At 72.0% G+C, this 21,458-nt stretch carries 19 protein-coding genes; 7 read left to right on the plus strand and 12 right to left on the minus strand.

The features are described from left to right. Window positions 1-2 precede the first annotated feature (2 nt). From ACIBF7_RS33755 to ACIBF7_RS33790, 8 genes are all read right to left on the minus strand, one after another. Window positions 3-1,124, minus strand: a complete 1,122-nt coding sequence (locus tag ACIBF7_RS33755; protein WP_364230903.1) for an NAD(P)-dependent alcohol dehydrogenase — start codon at window positions 1,122-1,124, stop codon at window positions 3-5. Then, window positions 1,121-2,452: an amidase gene (locus ACIBF7_RS33760; protein WP_397198948.1), complete on the minus strand. Its 1,332-nt coding sequence runs from the start codon at window positions 2,450-2,452 to the stop codon at window positions 1,121-1,123. Before ACIBF7_RS33760 ends, ACIBF7_RS33755 begins: the two co-directional genes overlap by 4 nt. Then, window positions 2,439-3,461, minus strand: coding sequence for a branched-chain amino acid ABC transporter permease (locus tag ACIBF7_RS33765; RefSeq protein ID WP_397198949.1), 1,023 nt, complete (start codon window positions 3,459-3,461; stop codon window positions 2,439-2,441). Before ACIBF7_RS33765 ends, ACIBF7_RS33760 begins: the two co-directional genes overlap by 14 nt. After that, on the minus strand, window positions 3,458-4,324 hold the full coding sequence (locus ACIBF7_RS33770; protein ID WP_148031555.1) for a branched-chain amino acid ABC transporter permease: 867 nt from the start codon (window positions 4,322-4,324) through the stop codon (window positions 3,458-3,460). Before ACIBF7_RS33770 ends, ACIBF7_RS33765 begins: the two co-directional genes overlap by 4 nt. After that, complete coding sequence (locus ACIBF7_RS33775) at window positions 4,324-5,055, minus strand: ABC transporter ATP-binding protein (protein WP_397198950.1); 732 nt, start codon at window positions 5,053-5,055, stop codon at window positions 4,324-4,326. The genes ACIBF7_RS33770 and ACIBF7_RS33775 overlap by 1 nt, the downstream gene beginning before the upstream one ends. Then, a complete protein-coding gene (locus ACIBF7_RS33780; RefSeq protein WP_148031553.1) occupies window positions 5,052-5,801 on the minus strand; it encodes an ABC transporter ATP-binding protein in 750 nt (249 codons plus the stop codon). The genes ACIBF7_RS33775 and ACIBF7_RS33780 overlap by 4 nt, the downstream gene beginning before the upstream one ends. Then, a complete protein-coding gene (locus ACIBF7_RS33785) occupies window positions 5,801-7,138 on the minus strand; it encodes an ABC transporter substrate-binding protein (protein ID WP_364230892.1) in 1,338 nt (445 codons plus the stop codon). The genes ACIBF7_RS33780 and ACIBF7_RS33785 overlap by 1 nt, the downstream gene beginning before the upstream one ends. Before the next feature lie 173 nt (window positions 7,139-7,311). Continuing rightward, window positions 7,312-8,139, minus strand: a complete 828-nt coding sequence (locus ACIBF7_RS33790) for an IclR family transcriptional regulator (RefSeq protein WP_261808545.1) — start codon at window positions 8,137-8,139, stop codon at window positions 7,312-7,314. Between the two features lie 113 nt (window positions 8,140-8,252). On the opposite strand from ACIBF7_RS33790, the gene ACIBF7_RS33795 reads away from it, so the two are divergent. Next, window positions 8,253-9,728: an aldehyde dehydrogenase family protein gene (locus ACIBF7_RS33795; protein WP_271279815.1), complete on the plus strand. Its 1,476-nt coding sequence runs from the start codon at window positions 8,253-8,255 to the stop codon at window positions 9,726-9,728. A 55-nt stretch (window positions 9,729-9,783) separates the two neighbouring features. Here the strand turns inward: ACIBF7_RS33795 and ACIBF7_RS33800 are convergent, their stop codons facing one another. Then, window positions 9,784-10,548 (minus strand): GNAT family N-acetyltransferase, encoded by a 765-nt coding sequence (locus tag ACIBF7_RS33800; RefSeq protein WP_397198951.1) that lies wholly within the window; start codon window positions 10,546-10,548, stop codon window positions 9,784-9,786. Next, window positions 10,545-11,975 carry an adenylosuccinate lyase gene (gene purB / locus ACIBF7_RS33805; protein WP_271279817.1) on the minus strand — a complete coding sequence of 477 codons (1,431 nt, stop codon included), beginning with the start codon at window positions 11,973-11,975 and terminating at the stop codon, window positions 10,545-10,547. The genes ACIBF7_RS33800 and purB overlap by 4 nt, the downstream gene beginning before the upstream one ends. Window positions 11,976-12,115: 140 nt before the next feature. Between purB and ACIBF7_RS33810 the strand changes: the two genes are divergently transcribed. Next, window positions 12,116-13,111 (plus strand): aldo/keto reductase, encoded by a 996-nt coding sequence (locus ACIBF7_RS33810; protein ID WP_397198952.1) that lies wholly within the window; start codon window positions 12,116-12,118, stop codon window positions 13,109-13,111. A gap of 46 nt (window positions 13,112-13,157) precedes the next feature. Then, window positions 13,158-13,847, plus strand: a complete 690-nt coding sequence (locus tag ACIBF7_RS33815; RefSeq protein WP_397198953.1) for a TetR/AcrR family transcriptional regulator — start codon at window positions 13,158-13,160, stop codon at window positions 13,845-13,847. Window positions 13,848-13,896: 49 nt separating this feature from the next. On the opposite strand, the gene ACIBF7_RS33820 is transcribed toward ACIBF7_RS33815, so the two are convergent. Next, complete coding sequence (locus ACIBF7_RS33820; protein WP_397198954.1) at window positions 13,897-17,115, minus strand: efflux RND transporter permease subunit; 3,219 nt, start codon at window positions 17,113-17,115, stop codon at window positions 13,897-13,899. A 110-nt stretch (window positions 17,116-17,225) separates the two neighbouring features. Here ACIBF7_RS33820 and ACIBF7_RS33825 point away from each other — a divergent pair, with 110 nt between their 5' ends. Further along, the gene (locus ACIBF7_RS33825) at window positions 17,226-17,675 is read left to right on the plus strand and encodes a MarR family winged helix-turn-helix transcriptional regulator (protein ID WP_261808544.1); all 450 of its coding nucleotides are present in this window, start codon (window positions 17,226-17,228) and stop codon (window positions 17,673-17,675) included. Between the two features lie 58 nt (window positions 17,676-17,733). On the opposite strand, the gene ACIBF7_RS33830 is transcribed toward ACIBF7_RS33825, so the two are convergent. Then, window positions 17,734-20,004, minus strand: a complete 2,271-nt coding sequence (locus ACIBF7_RS33830; RefSeq protein ID WP_397198955.1) for a HelD family protein — start codon at window positions 20,002-20,004, stop codon at window positions 17,734-17,736. Window positions 20,005-20,140: 136 nt separating this feature from the next. On the opposite strand from ACIBF7_RS33830, the gene ACIBF7_RS33835 reads away from it, so the two are divergent. The 3 genes from ACIBF7_RS33835 to ACIBF7_RS33845 are packed head-to-tail and all read left to right on the plus strand — an operon-like array spanning window position 20,141 to window position 21,429. Then, window positions 20,141-20,902 carry an SDR family NAD(P)-dependent oxidoreductase gene (locus ACIBF7_RS33835; protein WP_148031543.1) on the plus strand — a complete coding sequence of 254 codons (762 nt, stop codon included), beginning with the start codon at window positions 20,141-20,143 and terminating at the stop codon, window positions 20,900-20,902. A gap of 48 nt (window positions 20,903-20,950) precedes the next feature. Beyond that, window positions 20,951-21,277 carry a dihydrofolate reductase family protein gene (locus ACIBF7_RS33840; RefSeq protein WP_397199127.1) on the plus strand — a complete coding sequence of 109 codons (327 nt, stop codon included), beginning with the start codon at window positions 20,951-20,953 and terminating at the stop codon, window positions 21,275-21,277. Continuing rightward, window positions 21,274-21,429, plus strand: a complete 156-nt coding sequence (locus ACIBF7_RS33845) for a hypothetical protein (RefSeq protein ID WP_397198956.1) — start codon at window positions 21,274-21,276, stop codon at window positions 21,427-21,429. The genes ACIBF7_RS33840 and ACIBF7_RS33845 overlap by 4 nt, the downstream gene beginning before the upstream one ends. Window positions 21,430-21,458: the final 29 nt, after the last annotated feature.

The following is a 21,458-nucleotide window of genomic DNA, read 5'->3' on the forward strand; positions in this document are numbered from 1 at the left end:
CGTCAGTGGTTCATGCGCAGGACGGGTTTGAGCACCTCCCCGCGCCGGCTGTCGTCCAGTGCCCGGTCGATGTCGGCCAGGTCGTAGAAGCGGATCAGGCGGTCGAAGGGGAAGCGGCCCTGCCGGTGGAGTTCGGCCAGGGCGCCGATGAGGGGGCGGCTGCGGCCGCCGCCGCCCAGGACGCCGACGACGCGCTTGCCCCACAGGGTGCTCAGATGGTCGAGCCCGAACTCGGCCCCGGCCGGGGCGCCGCCGACGAGCACGCAGGTGCCGAGCATGCCGACGCTGTCGGCGGCCTGCCGCACCACGGGGATCACGCCGGTGCATTCGAGGGCGTAGTCGGCCGGGCCGCCGCAGATCCGGTGGACCTCCGCCACCGGGTCGGCGCCCGCCCGGCCGGCGTCGACGGTGTGGGTGGCGCCCAGCTCGGTGGCCAGCGCCAGCCTGGACGGGTGCCGGTCGACGGCCACGATGGTGGTGGCGGGTGACAGGCGGGCGGCCATGACGGCCGCCAGCCCGACGGCGCCGGCCCCGTACACCACCAGGCTCGACCCCGGCCGCGGCTGGAGGGTGTGGAACACCGCGCCCGCGCCGGTGGAGATGCCGCAGGCCAGCGGCCCCAGCAGGTCCAGCGGCGCCTGGCGCGGCACCACGACCAGCGCGTCCGCCCAGGTCAGCGCGTAGGTGGAGAAGGACGACTGGCCGAAGAAGTGGCTGTGCACGGGCGAGCCGCCGTCGCGGCGCAGCGCGCTTCGCCCGGCGAGGGGGCCGAGCAGCCGCCCGCCGCCGCACAGCGCCTCGCCGAGGCGGGCGCAGTAGCGGGGCTCGCCGTCCAGGCAGTTGCGGCAGGCGCCGCAGGACGGCCAGCCGATGACGACGTGGTCGCCGGGCCGCACGCCGCTCACGCCCGCACCGGTGGCGGCGACCACGCCGGCGCCCTCGTGGCCGAGCACGCACGGGAACGGCATCGGCAGGTCGCCGTGGCGGGTGATCTCGTCGGTGTGGCAGACGCCGGACGCCGTCACCTTCACCAGCGCCTCGCCGGGGCCGGGTTCGTCGAGTTCCAGCTTCTCGAGACGGAAGGGGCCGCCGAGCCGGTCGACGACGGCCGCGGTCACTCTCATGCCGGGTTCCTCCAGCGGGTGGGGGCGGGACGGGGCAGCGACGGGGTCAGGGCCTCGACGAGGCGGGCCGCGCCCAGGACGGTGTCGTCGCTCATGGCGGCCCCGGCGAGCTGGAGGCCCACGGGCAGCCCGCTCTCCTGGTCCAGGGCCATCGGTACCGACACGGCGGGCAGCCCGGCGGCGTTGAAGACCGAGGTGTGCCTGGTCAGGACCAGCTCGATCGGCCAGTTCCGGCCTGCGACGGTGACGGTCATGTCGCCGATCGGCGGTGCGGTGATCGGCACGGTGGCGGCGGCCAGCACGTCGTGGCCGGCCAGGGCCCGGCGCAGCGCGGCCGTCATGCGGGCGATGGCGGCCTCGTCACGTTCTGCCTGCTGGGCGGTAGCGGCCGGCATGCGCATCAGCTCGGCGATGTCGGGGCCGAACAGCTCGGGGTCACGTTCGAAGGCGTCGCGGTGGAACCGGCTCGCCTCGGCGTGGATCCTGGCCAGCACCGCCCCGGGCATGAGCGGCTCGTCAGGGATGACCACGTCGTCCACCCGTACGCCGTGCTCCTCCAGCCGGGCGCGGGTGGCCGCCAGCGCCGCCCGCACCGGCGGGGCGAGCACGGCGTCGAACCAGCCGCCGAGCCAGCCCACCCGCAGCTCCCCCGGCTCGAACGCGGGGACGGCGGCGGGGCCGGTCGTGAGTGCCGCCGTCAGTGCCGCTGTCAGGGCGGCCGCGCCGTCCACCGTCGGCGCCAGGACGCCGAGATGGTCCAGGGACGGCGCCAGCGGCAGGACGCCGTCCAGGGGGATCCGCCCGCGGGTCGGCTTGAAACCGACGCAGCCGCTCAGCGCGGCCGGGATGCGCACGCTGCCCGCGGTGTCGGAGCCGACCGCGCCCAGGCAGCTGCCCGCCGCGACGGACGCCGCCGACCCGCCGGACGAGCCGCCCGGGATGTGCCCCGGCCGGTAGGGGTTGCGGGTGGGGCCGAGCAGCGGGCTGTCGGTGCGGCCGCCCCAGGCCAGCTCGTGCGTGGTGTGCTTGCCGAGGATCACCGCGCCCGCGTCCAGCAGGGCGCGGACCGCGGCGGCGTCCCGGGCCGGCACGTGCCCGGCGAACCGCGGCGACCCGTAACCGGTGGCCACGCCCGCGGTGTCGATCAGGTCCTTGACGCCGATCGGCAGGCCGTGCAGCGGGCCGCGGGCCGGCTCCCTGGCCAGGGCCGCGGCCCGCTCCCGGGCCCGGCCGGCCGTCACCGTGGCGTAGGCGTGCAGGTGAGGCTCGGTGGCCTCGATCGCGGCCAGCATCCGTTCGGTCAGCTCGACCGGGTCACGCGGGGCCATCGGACCTCCGTACGAGATAGCCGATCGGGAACAGGCTCGGGCCGGGCACCAGCCCGCACAGCCCGCGCGGCAGCCGCAGCGCGGCCACGATGCCGACGACGCCCAGCAGCACCAGATACCAGGAGCCGAAGTCGGCGAGCAGCTGCTGCAGCGCGAAGAAGATCAGCGCGCCGATCAGCGGCCCCTCGATGAAGCCGATGCCGCCGATCACCACAATGAAGATCATGTACGCGGACCACTGCACGCTGAAGATCGAGTCCGGGTTGACGCTGAGCGAGCTCAGCGTGATCACCCCGCCCGCGGCGCCGCACCCGGCCGCCGAGATCAGGTAGACCAGCAGCTTGGCCCGCCGCACGTCGATCCCCGCCGAGGCGGCCGCCGTCTCCTCGTCGCGCACCGCCATCAGCGACAACCCCAGCCGGCCGCGCAGCAGCAGATAACAGCCCGCGATCGTGGCCAGCGCCAGCGCCAGCGCGATCCAGTACGTCAGCGCGCCGCGCAGCGTCGCGTCGATCCCCGACAACCCCGAAAGGCTCTTGCCGCTGGCGCCGCCCAGACTGTCCACCCGCACCACCAGCAGCCGGTACACCTCGGCGATCACCCAGGTGCCGACCGCGAAGTAGTCGCCGCGCAGCCGGAACGCCAGCCACGACGTCGGCAGCGCGAACACCGCGCAGGTCAGCGCCGCCAGCGGCACCGCCAGATAGGGCTGCACCCCGAGGTCGGCCAGCGCCACGAGACTGTAGGCGCCGATCCCGATGTAGGCCTGCTGCCCCACCGACACCAGGCCGCCGAAACCCGCGAGCAGGTTCCACATGCTCGCCAGCGCGATCAGCACGAACAGGTTGATCAGCGTGTCGGTGACCGTGCTGAACGCCAGGAACGGCAGCGCCGCCAGCACCGCCGCGGCGGCCGCCAGCACCACGGCCGACAGCTTGGCCGAACGGGTGGCGCGCACCACGTGCACGTTCTGCGCCGCCCGCGCGCTCAGAAGATGGGAGATCGTCATGCGGTCCGTCCAGCGAGCAGGCCCTGCGGCCGGAAGGCCAGCACGGCGAGGAAGATCAGATGTCCGGCGAGCAGCGTCAGCGCCGGATCGACCTGCGCGCTCACCGACTGCGTCACCCCGAGCACCATGCCGCCCAGCAGCGTCCCCCACAGCGAGCCCAGCCCGCCGATGACGACCGCCTCGAACGCGAAGATCAGCCGCGACGGGCCGATCGCCGGGTCGAACGACGAACGGATCGCGAACATCAGCCCGGCCAGCGCCACCGTCGCGAACGCGATCACCGTCGCGATCCCGTACACGTGCCGGCTGTCGGCGCCCATCAGGTTCGCCGTCTCCGGATCGTCGGAGGAGGCGCGCAGCATCCTGCCCAGCCCCGTACGCGACAGGAACAGCTGGATGCCTGCCAGCGCCGCGCACGCCAGCAGGAACGTGGTCAGCGACAGATAACCGACCGAGACCGCGCCGCTCACCTCGAACGACCCGGTCGCGAACGCCCCGGCGTCGAGCGTGCGCGTGTCCGCCGAGAACACCTCCAGCAGCACGTTCTGCAGCACGATCGACAACCCGAACGTGACCAGCAGCGTGGCCAGCGGCCCCGACGACAGGCTCCGCTGCAGCAGCACCCGCTGCGTCAGATAACCGAGCGCGGCGAACAACGGCACCGTCACCACGATCACCACCCACAACGGCAGCCCCGTCCCGCTGACCAGAGCCAGCGCCAGGAACGACGCCACGACCGCCAGATCGCCGTGCGCCAGGTTGACGATCCGCATCACCCCGAACATCAACGACAACCCAGTGGCGAACAGCGCATACAGGCCACCGAGCAGCAAACCCTGCACGACGGCGTTGACCCAGCCCATCAGTGACGTCCCTCCTGTGCGGGCTCCGCCGCCCCGATCCCGAAGTACGCGTGCTCGACCTGCTCCCCGGTCAGCTCCGCCGGCCGGCCCTGCAGCACCGAACGGCCTTCGAGCAGACAGTGCACCCGATCGGCGACCCGCATCGCCTGCGAGACGTCCTGCTCGACGATCAGCGCCGTCGTGCCCGCGCCGACGATGCCCGGCAGCACCTCGTAGATGCGGCGCACCACCACCGGCGCCAGCCCCAGCGACAACTCGTCGATGAGCAGCAGGTCAGGATTGGACAGCAGCGCCCGGCCGATCGCCACCGCCTGCTGCTCCCCGCCCGACAACTGCGCGGCGTTCTGCCCGCGCCGCTCGGCCATCCACGGGAACAGCTCCAGAACCGCCGCCATCGTCCACGGCCCCGGCCGCCCCCGGTACGCGCCCGCCAGCAGGTTCTCCTCCACCGTCAACGAGCGGAACAGCCGCCTGCCCTCCGGCACCAGCGCGACGCCCGCCACCACCCGCCTGTGCGCGGGCATCCGGGTGATGTCACGCCCCGCCAGCTCCACCGTCCCCGACGACGGCGCGTTCAGCCCGGCCAGCGCGCGCAGCAACGTCGACTTGCCCGCGCCGTTGGCGCCGATGATCGCCAGCACCTCACCCTCGTCCACGGACAGACTCACACCGTCCACGGCGCGCAGCTGCCCGTGATGGACGGTCAGATCCCGGACCGACAACAGCGTCACGACCCCTCCTCCGCACCGGCCTCGGGACCGGCGCCCAGGTAGAGCTCACGCACCCGCTGGTCGGCCAGGACCCGCAACGGCTCACCGTCGGCCACCACGTCACCCCCGGCCAGGCAGATCATCCGCCCGACCGTCTTGACCAGCGCGTGCACCACATGCTCGATCCACACGACACCGAGCCCGCCGGCGTGCAACTCCCTGACGACCGCCACCAGCTCGGCCACCTCGGGCTCGGTCAGCCCGCCCGCGACCTCGTCCAGCAGCAGCAGCCGCGGCCCGGTGCCCACCGCCCGCGCCACCTCCAGCCGCTTACGCTGCAACAACGCCAGCCGCCCCGCCGGAGTGTTCGCCAGCTCGGCCAGGCCGACGCGCTCCAGCACGCCCATCGCGTGCGCCTGCGCCTGCCTGCCCCGCAGCCCCGCCCCCTGATGCGCGCACACCAGCACGTTCTCGAACACCGTCAAATGCTCGAACGGCCGCGGCACCTGAAACGTACGGCCGATCCCGGCACGCGTGCGCGCATGCGGCGCCGCACCCGTGACATCCCGCCCGTCCAGCCACACCGTGCCGCCGTCCGGGCGCAGATCCCCCGAGATCATGGCGAACAGGCTCGACTTGCCGGCCCCGTTCGGGCCCACGATCCCCAGCGCCTCACCCGGCTCCACCGACAAACTCAGGTCACGGGCGACGACCACCTGACCGAAACTCTTGGCGACGCCGTCCAGACGCAGCAGCGGCGCCGCCATCAGTCGCCCTGGTTCGTGGGCAGCAGGTCGCCGCCGACCGGCACATCCTTGTTCGGCGTGTTGTCGACGATCACCACATCCCACGGGAACTTCTCACCCTTGCGCCACTGCCCGCCCACCGGATGCTGGATCGCGATGCCCGGCTGCGGCCCCGCCGTGAAGTCGAGCTTCCCGCTCATGCACTCGATCTTCATCCCGCGCAGCTTCGACGCCACCTCGTCACGATCCTTCGGATCGCTCGCCTCCTTGAACGCCTGCACCGCGATCTCGAACAGCGAATACACCGACCCCAGCGCCTGCGTCCACTGCTTGCCCGTCGACGCCGCGAAGTCGTCCGCCAGCTGCTTGGCGCTCCTGCCGTCCAGCGTCGAGGTGTACGGATGCGCCGGACTCCACCAGAAGTCCGTGGCGATGTTGGCCGCCAGCTGCCCCAGCGCCTCCGCCTCCGACGGGAACAACATCACCTTGGCCACCGTGGCCAGCTTCGGCCGGAAACCCTGCTGCCGCGCCTGCTTCCAGAACGTCTGGAAGTCCGGCGGGATCGGCGTGCAGGTGAACAGCTCCGCCCGCGACTCCTTGAACGTGGCGATCTGCGCCGTGAAGTCCGCCGCCCCGTTCTGATAGGCGCCACCGTCGACCGGCGTGTAACCGGACTCCTTCATCATCGCCCCGAGCCCCTGCCGGAAGGCGTTCGCATCGGTGTCGTTCGGCCACAACGCCGCCACGTTCTTGTTCGACGGATCCACCCGCTCCCACATCGGGATGAAACAGTCGGCGAACTCCCGCATGCCGAAGAAGAACAGCGTCGTGTACGTGAACCCCTCACCATCCTTGCCGCCCCGGCCGTTGAACCACGCCTCCCACGGAGCGATCGTGGTCACGTTCGGGATCCCGTTCGCCTCACACTGGTCGGCGACCGGATTCGTGGTGTCCGGAGTGGAGGAACCGACGATCAGATCCACCTTGTCACTGTTGATCAGCTGACGCGTGACCTCGGTCGCCCGGTTCGGATTCGACTGCGTGTCCTTGACGACGATCTCGATCCGGCGCTTCTGCCCACCGGCGGTGAAACCGTTACGCAACGCGTCCTGGATCTGCTGCACCACGAAATTGTCCGCGGCGGCGAACCCCGCCAGCGGACCCGTCTGCGGACTCACATAACCGATCTTCAGCACATCCGACGACGAACTACCGGCGCCCTTCAGCCCTCCGCAGGCGCCCACCAAGGACGTACCGCCGAGAGCCGCCGCCGCCTTCAGGAAAGAACGCCGATCCAGGCCGCGTGTGGGGATGTCACTCACGCCAAACTCCTCGTTTCGACGGCGCGCAGGCAGCACTGAACCTGGACACGCCGCAGTTGCTCTGGGGGATGTCTCACCCGGCCACCAGCTGGCCGGGGAACGGCACGGACCTCCGGTGGCGGAAGTTGAGCCGACCGTACGGTCCCGCCCACACCAGAGCAACACAGCGTTCGAACCACCCGAACGCGATTTGCCTCCCCCGAACGCCCCTACTCCGGCCGGTAACCCAACCGCCGCGAAATCTCCGCCGCCGTACGCCGCAACGGCCCCTCCAACCGCCCCGCCAGCGACTCCACCGCCGCCGGCGCCATCGTCAGATGCACCGCCACGTTCACCGCCGCCACCACCTCACCCGAACGATCACGCACCGGCGCCGCGAACGACCGCAACCCCGGCGCCAGCTCCTCGTCGTTCACCGCCCACCCGCTCTGCCGCACCTTCGCCAGCGCAGCCACCAACTGCTCCCTGTTCGTGATCGTCTTCGGACCCCGCCGCGCCATGTCGATCCGATCCAGCGTCTGCCGCAACGCCACCGGATCCCGGAAAGCCAGCAACACCTTCCCCATCGACGTGCAGTACGCCGGCAACCGCGACCCCACATGCAGATTCAGATCCATCGCCAGCGAACTCCGCCGCGCACTACGCCGCCGATCCACATACACCACGTCCGGCCCGTCACACAGCCCCATACTCGCCGTGAACCCCGTCTCATCGGCCAGCGCCTGCAACACCGGCCCCGCCACCTTCGTCAACTCCATCGAATCGATCGCCGCGAAACCCAGATCCACCACCCGCGGCCCCAGGAAATACTTCTTCGTCTCCGGGTCCTGCCGCAGATACTCCAGCTTCACCAGCGTCGCCACATACCGATACGTCGTGCTCTTGTTCAACCCCACCGCCCGCGCCAGATCCGCGATCCCCAGCACCGAACGATCACCACCGAACGCCGACAGCACACTCAGCCCCCGCTCCAAAGACACCGAGAACGCCGAAGAACCAGCCGCCGCACGACCACGAGAAGAACCATCATCAGCCACGCGTGCCAGAATACGACCCCAACGTTCTAACCATCCGAACCGTTGTGGACAGCCCGCCCCCACCACCGGAAAGCTAACGGCCGGCAACAACGAGCAAGAAGATCGGGGACTCGATGGCCGCGGCACAACCCTGGACCGCAAACACCACACACTTCATCGCCGGCACCTGGACACCCGCCACCACCGGCCGCACCTACCCCAACCGATCCCCCTGGTCAGGCCACATCCTCGGCCACGCCGCAGCCGGAGACGCCGAAGACACCGAACGCGCCATCACCGCCGCCCACCACGCCTTCCCCACCTGGAGCCGCACCCGCCCCGCCGAACGCCAGCGCGTCTTCCTCAACGCCGCCGACCTCCTCGAACAACGCGCCACCCACGTCCTCGCCGCCCTCGCCGCAGAAACCGGCTGCGGCCACCACTTCGGCACCGTACAACTCGACTTCGCCGTCAAACTCCTCCGCCAAGCCGCCAACCTCGCCTACCGCCCCGCAGGCGAACTCCTCCCCTCCGACACCGACGGCACCCAAGCCATGGCCGTACGCAAACCCGTCGGCGTCGTCGCCGCCATCGCCCCCTGGAACGCCTCACTCACCCTCTCCGGCCGCGCCATCACCGGCCCCCTCGCCCTCGGCAACACCGTCGTACTCAAACCCTCCGAAGAAGCCCCCTACACCGGCGGCACCCTCTGGGCCGAAATCCTCCACCAAGCCGGACTCCCCGCCGGAGCACTCAACGTCATCACCCACGCACCCGGCGAAGCCGGCGCCGTCGGCGACACCCTCCTCGCCAGCCCCCTCGTCAAACGCCTCAACTTCACCGGCTCCACCCCCACCGGCAGACGCCTCGCCGAAAAAGCCGGCCGCCACCTCAAACGCGTCGTCCTGCAACTCAGCGGCCAGAACCCCCTCATCGTCGCCGCCGACGCCGACCTCACCCACGCCGTCGACGCCGCCGTCTACGGCGCCTTCATCCACCAAGGCCAGGTCTGCATGTGCGCCCGCCGCATCTACGTCGAACGCCCCCTCGCCGACGCCTTCACCGAACGCTTCGCCGCCCGCGCCGCCCGACTCCCCACCGGCGACCCCGCCGACCCCGCCACCGTCATCGGCCCCGTCATCAACGAATGGGCCCTCGCCCTGCTCGACCGGCGCGTCAAAGAAGCCGTCGGACTCGGCGCCCGCGTCCTGGCAGGCGGCGAACCCGCACCCCCCTGCTACCCCGCCACCGTCCTCACCGACGTCCCCGACGAAGCCGAGATCGCCCAGAGCGAGACCTTCGGCGCCGTCGTCGTCGTGGAGACCGTCGACTCCGCCGAAGAGGCCGTCGCCCGCGCCAACCACACCGACCTCGGCCTCGCCGCCTCCATCATCACCGGCGACAGCCGGCGCGGACTACGCCTGGCCGCCACCCTGGAAGCCGGCATCGTCCACGTCAACGACCAGCCCGTCAACGACGAACCGCAGATGCCCTTCGGCGGCGTCAAGGACAGCGGCTGGGGACGGTTCGGCCTCGGCTTCGCCGCCGAGGAGTTCTGCGAGACCCAGTGGGTCACCGTACGGGACGACCCCCGCACCTACCCCTTCTGACCGTCGCAGGGTTGAAGGGTTGGTGGCGTGTGGTTTCCGTACCCACCCGCGCCCTTTACATTGTAGATTTCATGTACGAGGACAGCACCGGCCTGATCCGATACCCGAGCCGCTCGTACACGGCGATGGCCGTGGCGTTGTCGTCGTCCACCATCAGCGCCGCCCGCCCGTACGACGCCACCAGCTCCCCCGACACCCACCCGCACACCCGCTCGGCCAGCCCGCGCCCCCGGAACGCGGCCGCCGTCGCCACCCCCGCCAGCACGCCCACCGACGGAGCCGGCCAGGCGTCGGCCGCCACCGACGCCAGCACCCCGTCCACCCGCACCCCCGCCCACCGGCGCACCCCCGGCATCCCGGGAGCCGCGTAGGAGTCCGGCGCGTCCACCGCCAGCAGCGCGGCCACCTCCCCCTCGGCCTCTGCCGGCAACCAGCCCACCTCCGTCGCGAAGGCCGGACCGGACGGAAAACCCGGCCCAGGCCGGTCGGCCAGGCTCATCCAGGAGAACGCGCCGCCCACCTCCAGCCCGTCCAGCTTCGCCACCACCTGCGCCAGCAGCCCCCGCTCACCCCACGGCCGGTAGGAGGGCCCCAGCTCGGCCAGCGCGTGCCGGACCAGCTCCACCGCGTCGGCGGCCTCCCCCCACACCGCCAGCCGGTCGTGGCGCGACACCCCGGGCGCGGCGGACACCACCGCGCCGCCCGACGCCCACGCCCGCGCCGGCCCGCCGCCGCCGAGGTCCTGCGCGTTCCACACCACCAGGTCGTCGTCACCGCACGCGGCCCGCAACCCGGCGAGCGAGGCCAGCTCGTGGATCACAGGATGGCGCCCGGACGGTACGCGGCCGCCTCCGGGTGCTCGGCCACCACGCGGCCCACCTGCTCGACGACCTCCCGCACCTGGCCGGCGGCGGCGCCGGTGAACGACACCCGGTCGGCCAGCAGCGCATCCAGCGCCGCCCGGTCCAGCGGGAACCGCTCGTCCGCGGCCAGCCGGTCGAGCAGCTCGTTGGCGCCGCCGCTACGGCGCATCGCCAGCGCGGACGCCACCGCGTGCTCCTTGATCAGCTCGTGCGCCCGCTCGCGCCCCATCCCGGCCCGGACCGCCGCCATGAGCATCTTGGTCGTCGCCAGGAACGGCAGGTAGCGGTCGAGCTCGGCGGAGATCACGGCCGGGAAGGCGCCGAACTCCTCCAGCACCGTCAGCATCGTCTCCACCAGGCCGTCGAAGGCGAAGAACGCGTCCGGCAGCGCCACCCGGCGCACCACCGAGCAGGACACGTCGCCCTCGTTCCACTGGTCGCCCGCCAGCTCCCCCACCATGGAGGCGTAACCCCGCAGCACCACGGCCAGGCCGTTGACCCGCTCGCACGAACGGGTGTTCATCTTGTGCGGCATCGCCGACGAGCCGACCTGGCCCTCCTTGAAACCCTCGGTGACCAGCTCGTGACCGGCCATCAGCCGGATCGTCCTGGCCAGCGAGGACGGCGCGGCGGCCAGCTGGACGAGCGCGGTGACGACCTCGAAGTCCAGCGAGCGCGGGTAGACCTGGCCGACGCTGGTCAGCCGGCGCTCGAAGCCCAGGTGGGCCGAGACGCGCTCCTCCAGCTCCGCCAGCTTGGCGTGGTCGCCGCCGAGCAGGTCGAGCATGTCCTGGGCGGTGCCGACCGGACCCTTGATGCCGCGCAGCGGGTAGCGGGCGATCAGCTCCTCCAGCCGCCGGTAGGCCACCATCAGCTCGTCGGCGGCGCCCGCGAAACGCTTGCCGAGGGTGGTGGCCTGGGCGGCGACGTTGTGGGACCGGCCGGCCAGCACGGTCGCCTCGTGACGGGCGGCGAGCTCGGCCAGGCGGGCCAGCAGCGCCACCACGCGGCCCCGCACCAGCAGGAGACTGTCGCGGACCTGCAGCTGCTCGACGTTCTCCGTCAGGTCGCGGGAGGTCATGCCCTTGTGGACCTGCTCGTGCCCGGCCAGCGCGTTGAACTCCTCGATGCGCGCCTTGACGTCATGACGGCTCACCCGCTCGCGCGCCGCGATCGACTCCAGGTCGACCCTGTCGACGACCTTCTCATAGTCGGCGATCGCACCCTCCGGCACCGCCACGCCGAGCTCGGCCTGCGCGCGCAGCACCGCCAGCCACAGCCGCCGCTCGGCGATCACCTTGTGCTCGGGAGACCACAGGCGGGCCAGCTCCGGCGAGGCGTAACGGGCTGCCAGGACGTCAGGGATGCGAGGCTTGGAAGTCACGTTGGACAAGTGTATGGGCAGGTGCGCGGCCCGTACCGCACAGGCCGGTATCAGCGATCACATTCTTACGGTAGCACCGATAACTTATCGGTGATACCATCAATTCTGTTAACAGTGAAAACATCTCGGGGAGACACCTCATGAACACGCGCACCCTCGGCGTCACCGGGCCGGTCGTGTCCGAGCTCGGGCTCGGCCTGATGGGCATGTCCGACCTCTACGGCCCCGCCGACGAGAAGGAGTCGCTGGCCACCATCCACGCCGCCCTCGAAGCGGGCGTCACACTGCTGGACACCGGCGACTTCTACGGCATGGGCCACAACGAGCTGCTGCTGCGCGACGCCCTGCGCGGCGGCGACCGCGACCGCGTCGTGATCAGCGTCAAGTTCGGCGCGCTGCGCGGCCCCGACGGCGGCTGGCTCGGCTACGACACCAGCCCGGCCGCGACCAAGACCTTCCTCGCCTACAGCCTGCGGCGGCTCGGCACCGACCACATCGACGTCTACCGGCCCGCCCGGCTCGACCCCGAAGTGCCCATCGAGGAGACCGTCGGCACGCTCGCCGAGCTGGTCCAGGCCGGATACATCCGCCACATCGGCCTGTCCGAGGTCGGCGCCGACACCCTGCGCAGGGCCGCCGCCGTGCACCCGATCAGCGACCTGCAGATCGAGTACTCACTGCTGTCACGCGGCATCGAGACCGAGATCCTGCCCACCGCGCGGGAGCTCGGCATCGGCGTCACGGCCTACGGCGTGCTGTCGCGCGGCCTGCTGAGCGGCCACTGGACCCCGGACAGAAACCTCGCCGCCGGCGACTTCCGCACCGCCAGCCCGCGCTTCCAGGGCGGCAACCTGGAGCACAACTTGGCACTGGCGGAGGCCCTGCGCGGCGTCGCCGAACGCAAGGGCGTGACCGCCGCCCAGGCCGCGATCGCCTGGGTGAGCCGGCAGGGCCAGGACATCGTCCCGCTCGTCGGCGCCCGCACCCGGGCCCGGCTGGCCGAATCCCTCGCCGCGACCGGCGTCCACCTCACCGAGCAGGACCTCGCGGACATCGAGCGCGCGGTGCCCGCCGGCGCCGCCTCCGGCGCGCGCTACGCCGCGCCGGCGATGGCCCACCTGGACAGCGAACGATGACCGGCACGGGCCAAATCGATAACATCATCCTGTTACCATCGGAAACATGGCGAAGACGCACCGGGACCGCATCATCGAAGCCGCCTCGGCCCTGCTCACCGAGGGCGGGCGCGACGCGGTCTCGACCCGCGCCGTGAGCGCCGCCGCCGGGGTGCAGGCCCCGGCGATCTACCGCGTCTTCGGCGACAAACAGGGCCTGCTCGACGCCGTGGCCGGCCACGGCTTCCAGACCTACCTGCGCAGCAAGAAGGACAACCCCGTCACCGACGACCCGGTCGCCGACCTGCGCCGCGGCTGGGACCTGCACGTCGGATTCGGCCTGGCGCACCCCGCCCTCTACAGCCTCATCTACGGCGACCCGCGCCCCGGCGAGTCACCCGCCGCCCGCCAGGCGTCGGAGATCCTCTCCGACATGATCCACCGCATCGCCGAGGCCGGCCGGCTCGCCATGACCGAGGAACGCGCCGCCCTCCTCGTGCACGCCGCCGGCCGCGGAATCACCCTCACCCTCATCTCCATGCCCGAGGAGCAGCGCGACCCGGCCCTGTCGGCCACCGCCCGCGACTCGGTCATCGCCACCATCACCACCGGCCCGCCGCCCGGCGCGACGCCGGACGGCGGGCCGGTCGCAGCCGCCGTCGCGCTGCGCGCGGTGCTGCCCCGCACCACCGCGCTCAACGCGCCGGAACGCGCCCTGCTGGCCGACTGGCTCGACCGCATCGCCACGAGCGGCTAGCGGGGGCGTCTGCCCGCACGGCACCGGGCCGCACGGGCGGACACGCCCGTCAGGGCGCCGCCGTCTCCAGCACCTTCGGCTCCGGCTTCGCCTCCGGCGGGGTGCGCCGCATCCGCTCCTTGCCCCGCTCCACCATCGTGTACAGCGTCGGCACCAGCACCAGCGTCAGCAACGTCGAGCTGATCAGACCGCCGATCACCACGATCGCCAGCGGCTGCGAGATGAACCCGCCGTGACCCGTCACGCCGAGCGCCATCGGCACCAGCGCGCAGATCGTCGCCACCGCCGTCATGAGGATCGGCCGCAACCGCCGCCGGCCGCCCTCCACGACCGCCTCCACGATCCCCATGCCCTGGGCGCGGTACTGGTTGATCAGGTCGATCAGCACGATCGCGTTCGTCACCACGATGCCGATGAGCATCAGCATGCCGATCAGCGCCGGCACGCCCATCGCCGTGTCCGTGGCCACCAGCAGCCCCACCGCGCCGGTCGCCGCGAACGGGATCGACACCAGCAGGATCAGCGGCTGCACGAAGCTGCGGAACGTCGCCACCATGATCATGAAGACGATGGCGATCGCCGCCAGCATCGCCATCCCCAGGTCCGCGAACGCCTCCTCCTGGTCCGCCGAAGCGCCGCCGATCTCGTACGCGGCGCCGGCCGACAGGCCCAGCCCGTCCAGCTCGCGCGTCAGCTCGGCGGTGACGCTGCCCAGGTCGGCGGCCGTGGCCTTGGCCGAGACGGTGGCCGAACGCTCACCGTCGATCCGGGTGATCTGGGTGGGACCGTCCACCTTCTCCACCTCGGCCACCGACGACAGCTTCACCAGCCCGGACGCCGTCGGCAGCCGCAGGTCGCGCACCGCCTTGACGTCGTCGGGCGCGTCGCCGACGCGCAGCACCAGGTCGCTCGCCCGGCCGTCCAGCGTGAGCTGGCCCAGCGGGGCGCCGCGGAACGCCTGCGCCACCGTCTGCCCGATCTGCGCCTCGGTCAGGCCGCGCGCGGCGGCCTTCTCCCGGTCCACCCGCACCTCGATCCGCGGGGCGCTCGTCTCCAGGTTCGAGGACACGTCCCGCAGCCCCTCCACCTGGCCCATGGCGCCCGTCACCGCGTCGGCGGCCGAGCGCAGCGCGCCGATGTCGGGAGCGCGCACGATCACCTGGACGCTGTCGGAGGAGAACCCCGCGGCCGACGCGCCGCCCACCGTCACCTCGCCGATGCCCGACACCTCGGCCAGCCGGTCACGCAGCTCCTGCTCCACCGCCGGAGTGTCGCTGCCGTCCTTGATCGTGATCGAGTAGGAGGCACGGTCGGCGCCGCCCCCGGTCCCGCCCATCATGGCGTTGCCGCCGCCGACGTTCACCTGGTAGGACTCGACCGAGTCGACCTGTTCCAGCACCTCCTCGACCTTGGCCGCCGCCTTGTCGGTGGTCTTCAGGTCGGTGCCCACCGGCATCCGCTGGCTCATCGAGATCGTGTCCTGGCCCGAGGAGTCCAGGAAGTTCGTCTGCAGGCTGCCCGCCAGCCCCATCGTGCCGGCGAACACCACCACGCCGATCAGCAGCGTCACGACCTTGAAGCGGGTGGCGAAACGCAGCACCGGCAGGTAGGCGCGCTGCAGCGGCGAGCGCAGCTCCTTGGCCTCCGCCTTCTCCCGCTGCGCCCTGGCCTCCTCCGGCGTCAGCCCGCGCGTCCCGAGGAACCAGTAGGCCAGCACCGGCACCACCGTCAGCGACACCACCAGCGAGGCCAGCAGCGCCACCGTCACCGTGATCGCGAACGGCGCGAACAGCTCGCCCACCATGCCGCCGACGATCGCGATCGGCGCGAACACCGCCACCGTGGTCAGCGTCGACGCCGTCACCGCGCCCGCCACCTCGCGCACGCCCGTCAGGATCGCCGACCGCCTGGCCTCGCCGTAGCTGAGATGCCGCTTGATGTTCTCCAGCACCACGATCGAGTCGTCCACCACCCGGCCGATCGCGATCGTCAGCGCGCCCAGCGTCAGCATGTTGAGCGAGTAGTCGCCCAGCCACAGCACCAACAGCGCGATCACCACCGACAGCGGGATCGACACCGCCGTCACCAGCGTGGAGCGCACCGACAGCAGGAACACCAGGATGACCAGCACCGCGAACACCAGGCCGAGAATGCCCTCGGTGGTGAGGTTCTCGATCGACTCCTCCACGTACGGGGCCTGGTCGAAGACCACCTCGATCGCGGTGTCGGAGCCGTCGCCGAGCGCGCGGGTCAGCTCGGGCAGCTTCTCGCGCACCTCGTGGGAGATCGCCACCGCGTTGCCGTCGGGCACCATGGTGACCGACACGCCCAGGCTCGTGTGGCCGTCGGTGCGGGTGATCGTGGTGGCGTCGGACAGGCCGCGCTCCACGGTCGCCACGTCACCGAGCTTGACCGGCTTCGGCGCGCGCTGCTGCACGGCCTGCTGCGGCGCCTGCGGCTGCGCCTGCCGCGCCTGCTGCGCGTTCTGAGCCTGCTGCTGCTGCGGCTGGGCCTGGGGCTGCGGCTGGGCCGGCGTGAGGTAGAGGTCGCGGATGTCCTCGACCGACTCGACGCGCGTGCCGACCTGGACGGTCAGCGACGTGCCGTCCTCCACCAGCGAACCGGCCGGGACCGGCGTGCCGTTGGCGCGCAGCGCCTCGGGGATCTGCGCCGCCGACACCCCGGCCAGCGCCATCTTCCCCAGATCCGGCGTGATCGTCACGACCTCGTCGCGGGTGCCGGTCACCTGCGCCTCGCGCACGCCGTCGACGGCCCGCAGCTCCGGCAGCACGATGCCGCGCAGCTTGTCGGCCATCTCCCGCGGGTCGCCGCCGTCGCCCACCGCCAGCACCAGCACCGGGATGTCGTCGGTGCTGCCCGCCACGACCTGCGGCTCCACGTTCGCCGGGAGCTGACCGCCGATCCGGTTGACCGCCTGCTGCATCCGGCTGATCGCCGCGTCGACGTCGGTGCCGTACTCGAAGGCGACCTGGATCTGCGCCAGCCCTTCCTTCGACGTCGAGGTCATCGACTCCATGCCGTCGAGCCCCTGGAAGGAGTCCTCCAGGGGCTCGGTGACCTGTTCTTCCACGATGTCCGGCGACGCGCCCGGATAAGCCGCCACCACGAAGGCGCCGGGAAAGCTCAGCGACGGCAGCAACTGCTGCTTCAGCTGCGGGATCGTGAACAGGCCGAAGGCGCTGAGCACGACCGCGATCAAGATCACTAGACTGCGGTTGGCAAGGCTCAACCGGGCGAGTGCGGTCATGGAGTCGGTTCCCTTCAAGATTTCGGCCCCAGACTAACACTTCGCCTTGGACGAATATTTAACGTCGCACGACGTTCCTGATAACCTTCTCAGGAAATCGAGAGGTGTACGTGAACGACGAACGCGACGATCTGATCCACCAGATCATGGAGATCCAGCGCGACCTCGGCCGGGCCCTCGCCCGCCACCAGTCGCCGCTGTTCTCCTCCAACCTCACGATGCGCCAGCTCAAGGTCATCATGCTCGTCGCCGCCAACGGCTCGGCCACCGGCCAGGACCTCTCCCACAACCTCGGCGTCACCCTCGGCACCGTCACCGGCCTCGTCGACCGCCTGGTCGCCCACGGCCTGGTCAGCCGCCACGAGGACCCCCACGACCGGCGCGTGCGCCGGGTCGAGCTCACCCCCGCCGGCCGCACCCTCATCGAGGAGATCAACGACGCCGGCCTCAAGCAGTACCGCCGGATCATGAACCACCTCGACACCGAGACGCTCCGCTGCCTCCACCACGTGACCGTCCGCCTCCACGAAGCCGCCGCCGAGCTGCATCGGGCGTCGTAGCGGGGGTTCCCTCCGTACGAGAGATCACGACCCCCGCCCGGCGCCTTTACAATGTAGATCAGCTGGTCAGGCGGGACAGCGACGGCGGCAGCTCACCCTCGCAGGCCACCGTCAGCCGGCGCGTCGCCCGCGTGATCGCCACGTACAGGTCCTGCGCCCCGTTCGGCGACTGGGCCAGGATCGCGGCGGGATCCGCCACGATCACCGCGTCGAACTCCAGCCCCTTGGCCCTCGTCACCGTCAGCACCGTCACCGGCGCGTCCAGGTCCTGCCCGGGGAACAGCGCCGCCGCCCGCCCGTACAGCGCGTCCGGGACCACCACGCCCACCCGGCCCTCGCCGATCGCCGCCAGCTCCTCGCGGGCCAGCTCCGGCAGGTCCGCGAGCCCCGCCCGCACCGATCGGGGAGGCGCGCCGCCGTCGCGCACCGAGCGCGGCGGCGTCAGCGACGGGTCGATCGCCGCCAGCACGTCCGCCGCCACTTCCATGATCTCGGCCGGGGTGCGGTAGTTCACCTCCAGCCGCTCCTCCCGCCAGCGGCCCTCCAGGTACGGATCCAGCACCTCGCCCCACGAGCGGGCCCCCGCCGCCGAACCCGTCTGCGCGAGGTCGCCGACCACCGTGAGCGACTTGGCCGGCACCCGGCGCATCACCAGCCGCCAGGCCATCGCCGACAGCTCCTGCGCCTCGTCCACGATCACGTGCCCGTACGCCCAGGTGCGGTCCCGCGCCGCCCGGTCGGCCGTCGTCAGCTCGGACCCGTCGTCGGCGTGCCGCTCGGCCAGCACGTCGGCCCGTTCGAAGATGCCCTCCTCCAGCACGCCGGTGGTCTGCAGCACCTCCCGGGCGAACAGGTGACGCTCGCGCAGGTCCTCCTCCGCGCGGCGGCCCGCCGCCCGCGCCGCCGAGTCGTCCTGGCCCAGCAGCTCGGCCGCCTCGTCGAGCAGCGGCACGTCACCGGCCGTCCAGGCGGCGCCGGCGGGCCGCACCAGCGCCCGCCAGTCCAGGTCCGGCGGGCACAGCGCCTCCAGCGTCTCCGGCGAGGACAGCAGCTCGCCGATCAGCCGCGACGGCGTCAGCTCCGGCCACAGCGCGTCGAGCGCCTCCCGCACCTCCGGCTGCGCCCACAGCCGCTCCGACGCCACCGCCAGGTCGATCTCGTCCAGGTCGGACTCCAGGTCCAGCGGCCCGGCCAGCTCCGGGTCCTCCAGCTCCATCTCCGCCAGGCGCAGCCCCTCCTCCAGCGCCCGCGCCTCGGCCCTGGCCAGCTCCTTGAGCATCTCCGTCACGTACAACTTGCGTGCCATGTTGTGCGTCAGCCGCACCGCGCGCGCCCGCGCCCGGTGCCGGGCGCAGGTCTCGTGCGGGACCCGCAGCCGCAACCCGTCGAGCTCCACCACCAGCTCGCCGTCCGGCACCCGCTGGCGATCGCGCACCGCCGCGGCCACCACCCCGGCCATCCGGATGTCGCCCTTGACGACCGCGGCCGCCGGCGGGTCGGCGGCCGTCGCGCGCACCCCCGGGAACAGCTCGCCGAGCGTCGCCATCACCACCTGCGTCTCCCCCAGCGACGGCAGCACCTGGCCGATGTAGCGCAGGAACATCGCGTTCGGGCCGACCACCAGCACGCCGCGCCGCTCCAGCGTGTCGCGGTGGGTGTAGAGCAGGTAGGCGGCGCGGTGCAGCGCCGCCACCGTCTTGCCGGTGCCCGGCCCGCCCTGCACCACCAGCGCGCCCTGCAGCGAGGCGCGGATCACCCGGTCCTGCTCGGTCTGGATGGTGGCCACCACGTCGCCCATGCGGCCGGTGCGGCCCCGGCGCAGCGCCGCCAGCAGCGCCGCCTCCCCCACCAGCGTGCGGCGCTCGCCGTCGCTCATCCCCTCCAGGTCGAACACCTCGTCGTCCAGCCCCGTGACCGTGCGGCCCCGCAGGTGCAGGTGGCGGCGGCGCACCAGCGAGCCGGGGTCGGTGGCGGTGGCCAGGTAGAACGCGCGCGCGGCCGGAGCCCGCCAGTCGATCAGCACCGCCGAGCCCTCCTCGTCGCGCAGGCCGATCCTGCCGACGTAGACGCTCCGGCCGTCGCGGTCGTCGACCCGGCCGAAGCACAGCCCGCGCTCCACCCCGTTCAGCTGCGCCAGGCGGCGGGCCTGCGACGTGGCCAGCGCCTCGCGCTCGACCATGGCCTGGCGGGTGCCGCCGCCCCGGGCGTGCACGGCGCGCAGCGCCGACTCCGCCCGCTCCCTGGCGGAGTCGAGCCTGCCGTAGAGGCCCGACACGACCCGCTGTTCGGTGTCAAGGGCCACGGCGAGAGCATCTTGACGATTATCCATCAAGTGGTATACTCCTTACGGGAGACGTGTGAAGACTGCCTTAGATGTCAAGCAGTCGAGCTTACCTCCCGTCGGCGTGCGCGGCAACGCCTCCCTGCCGACCGCCTCCGCCGGGCCGCGTGCTAGCTTGCCGATCATGCCTGACTACCTGCAGAGCCTGTTCTCCCTCGCCGGGCGGCGCGCGCTGGTCACCGGCGGCAGCTCCGGCATCGGCTACGCCATCGCCGAGGCGCTCGGCCGCGCCGGCGCCGAAGTGGTGATCGTCGCCCGCGGCAAGGCCGGGCTCGACCGCGCCGCCGAACGGCTGCGCGGACACGGCGTCACCGCCGCCACGATCGTGGCCGACCTCGGCGACCGCGAGGCCGTGCGCCGCGTGTGCGAGCAGGCCGGCCACATCGACGTGCTGGTCAACGACGCGGCCAACAACATCCGCAAGCCCATGGCCGAGCTGACCGAGGACGACTACGCGCAGACCATCGCGGTCAACCTGACCGCCCCCTACCTGCTCGGGCAGCACTACGGGCCGCTCATGGCCGCACGCGGCTGGGGCCGCGTCATCAACATCGGCTCCCAGCAGAGCGTCCGCGCCTTCGGCGACAGCGGCGTCTACGGCGCCGCCAAGGCCGCGCTCGCCGGCCTCACCCGCTCCCAGGCCGAGGCATGGTCCGCCCAGGGAGTGTCGGTCAACACGATCATCCCCGGATTCGTCCTCACCCCGCTGACCGAGCCCGCCCAGGCCATCCCCGGCCGCGTCGAGCAGATGGCCGCCCGTCACATGGCCGGCCGCAACGGCGTCCCCCAGGACTTCGCGGGCGCCGCGGTGTTCCTGGCGAGCGACGCCGCCGCGTTCGTCACCGGCCACCTGCTGTACGTCGACGGCGGCTTCTCGGTCCACTGACCCGGCGCCTTTACAAAGTAGATCACTTGACTCAGCCTCGACGGGTTCATCGCCCGGCCCGACGGCGACCTCGACTGGCTCGTCAGCAGGGACGAGGCCGCCGGCGGCGACCTCGGCTACCAGGAGTTCATCGACGGCGTCGACACCGTCGTCATGGGCCGCGGCACGTACGAGACCAGGCTGGGCTTCGACCCCTGGCCGTACGAGGGCATGCGCGTCGCCGTCCTCAGCACCACCCTGGAGCAGGACGCCGACCCGCGCGTCACCGTCTACCGCGACCTCGGCTCCCTCGTGCGCGGCCTGGCCGCCCACGGCACGAAGAGCGTCTACGCCGACGGCGGCCAGGTCATCAGGACGTTCATGCGGGCCGGATGATCGACAACCTCACCATCACCACCGTGCCGGTGCTGATCGGCACGGGCGTGCCGCTGTCCGGCCCGCTGGAGGAGGACGTCGCGCTGACCCACCGGTCCACGCGGGTGCTCGGCGCGGGCGTCGTCCAGTCGACCTACGCCGTCGCCCGGTGACCCTTCACCGGCCGGCCGCGCGGGGAACA

It is taken from the genome of Nonomuraea sp. NPDC050478 (assembly GCF_044458265.1).
GTDB lineage: Bacteria > Actinomycetota > Actinomycetes > Streptosporangiales > Streptosporangiaceae > Nonomuraea > Nonomuraea ferruginea.

Coding starts and splice junctions, on each gene's coding strand:
- ACIBF7_RS33780 (WP_148031553.1), bottom strand. CDS start 5,801: ATGGCGGCGCCGCTGCTGCGTCTGGACGGCGTCGCCAAGAGTTTCGGT.
- ACIBF7_RS33830 (WP_397198955.1), bottom strand. CDS start 20,004: ATGGATAATCGTCAAGATGCTCTCGCCGTGGCCCTTGACACCGAACAG.
- ACIBF7_RS33810 (WP_397198952.1), top strand. CDS start 12,116: ATGAACACGCGCACCCTCGGCGTCACCGGGCCGGTCGTGTCCGAGCTC.
- ACIBF7_RS33765 (WP_397198949.1), bottom strand. CDS start 3,461: ATGACGATCTCCCATCTTCTGAGCGCGCGGGCGGCGCAGAACGTGCAC.
- ACIBF7_RS33815 (WP_397198953.1), top strand. CDS start 13,158: ATGGCGAAGACGCACCGGGACCGCATCATCGAAGCCGCCTCGGCCCTG.
- ACIBF7_RS33770 (WP_148031555.1), bottom strand. CDS start 4,324: ATGGGCTGGGTCAACGCCGTCGTGCAGGGTTTGCTGCTCGGTGGCCTG.
- ACIBF7_RS33835 (WP_148031543.1), top strand. CDS start 20,141: ATGCCTGACTACCTGCAGAGCCTGTTCTCCCTCGCCGGGCGGCGCGCG.
- ACIBF7_RS33755 (WP_364230903.1), bottom strand. CDS start 1,124: ATGAGAGTGACCGCGGCCGTCGTCGACCGGCTCGGCGGCCCCTTCCGT.
- ACIBF7_RS33795 (WP_271279815.1), top strand. CDS start 8,253: ATGGCCGCGGCACAACCCTGGACCGCAAACACCACACACTTCATCGCC.
- ACIBF7_RS33820 (WP_397198954.1), bottom strand. CDS start 17,115: ATGACCGCACTCGCCCGGTTGAGCCTTGCCAACCGCAGTCTAGTGATC.
- ACIBF7_RS33845 (WP_397198956.1), top strand. CDS start 21,274: ATGATCGACAACCTCACCATCACCACCGTGCCGGTGCTGATCGGCACG.
- ACIBF7_RS33760 (WP_397198948.1), bottom strand. CDS start 2,452: ATGGCCCCGCGTGACCCGGTCGAGCTGACCGAACGGATGCTGGCCGCG.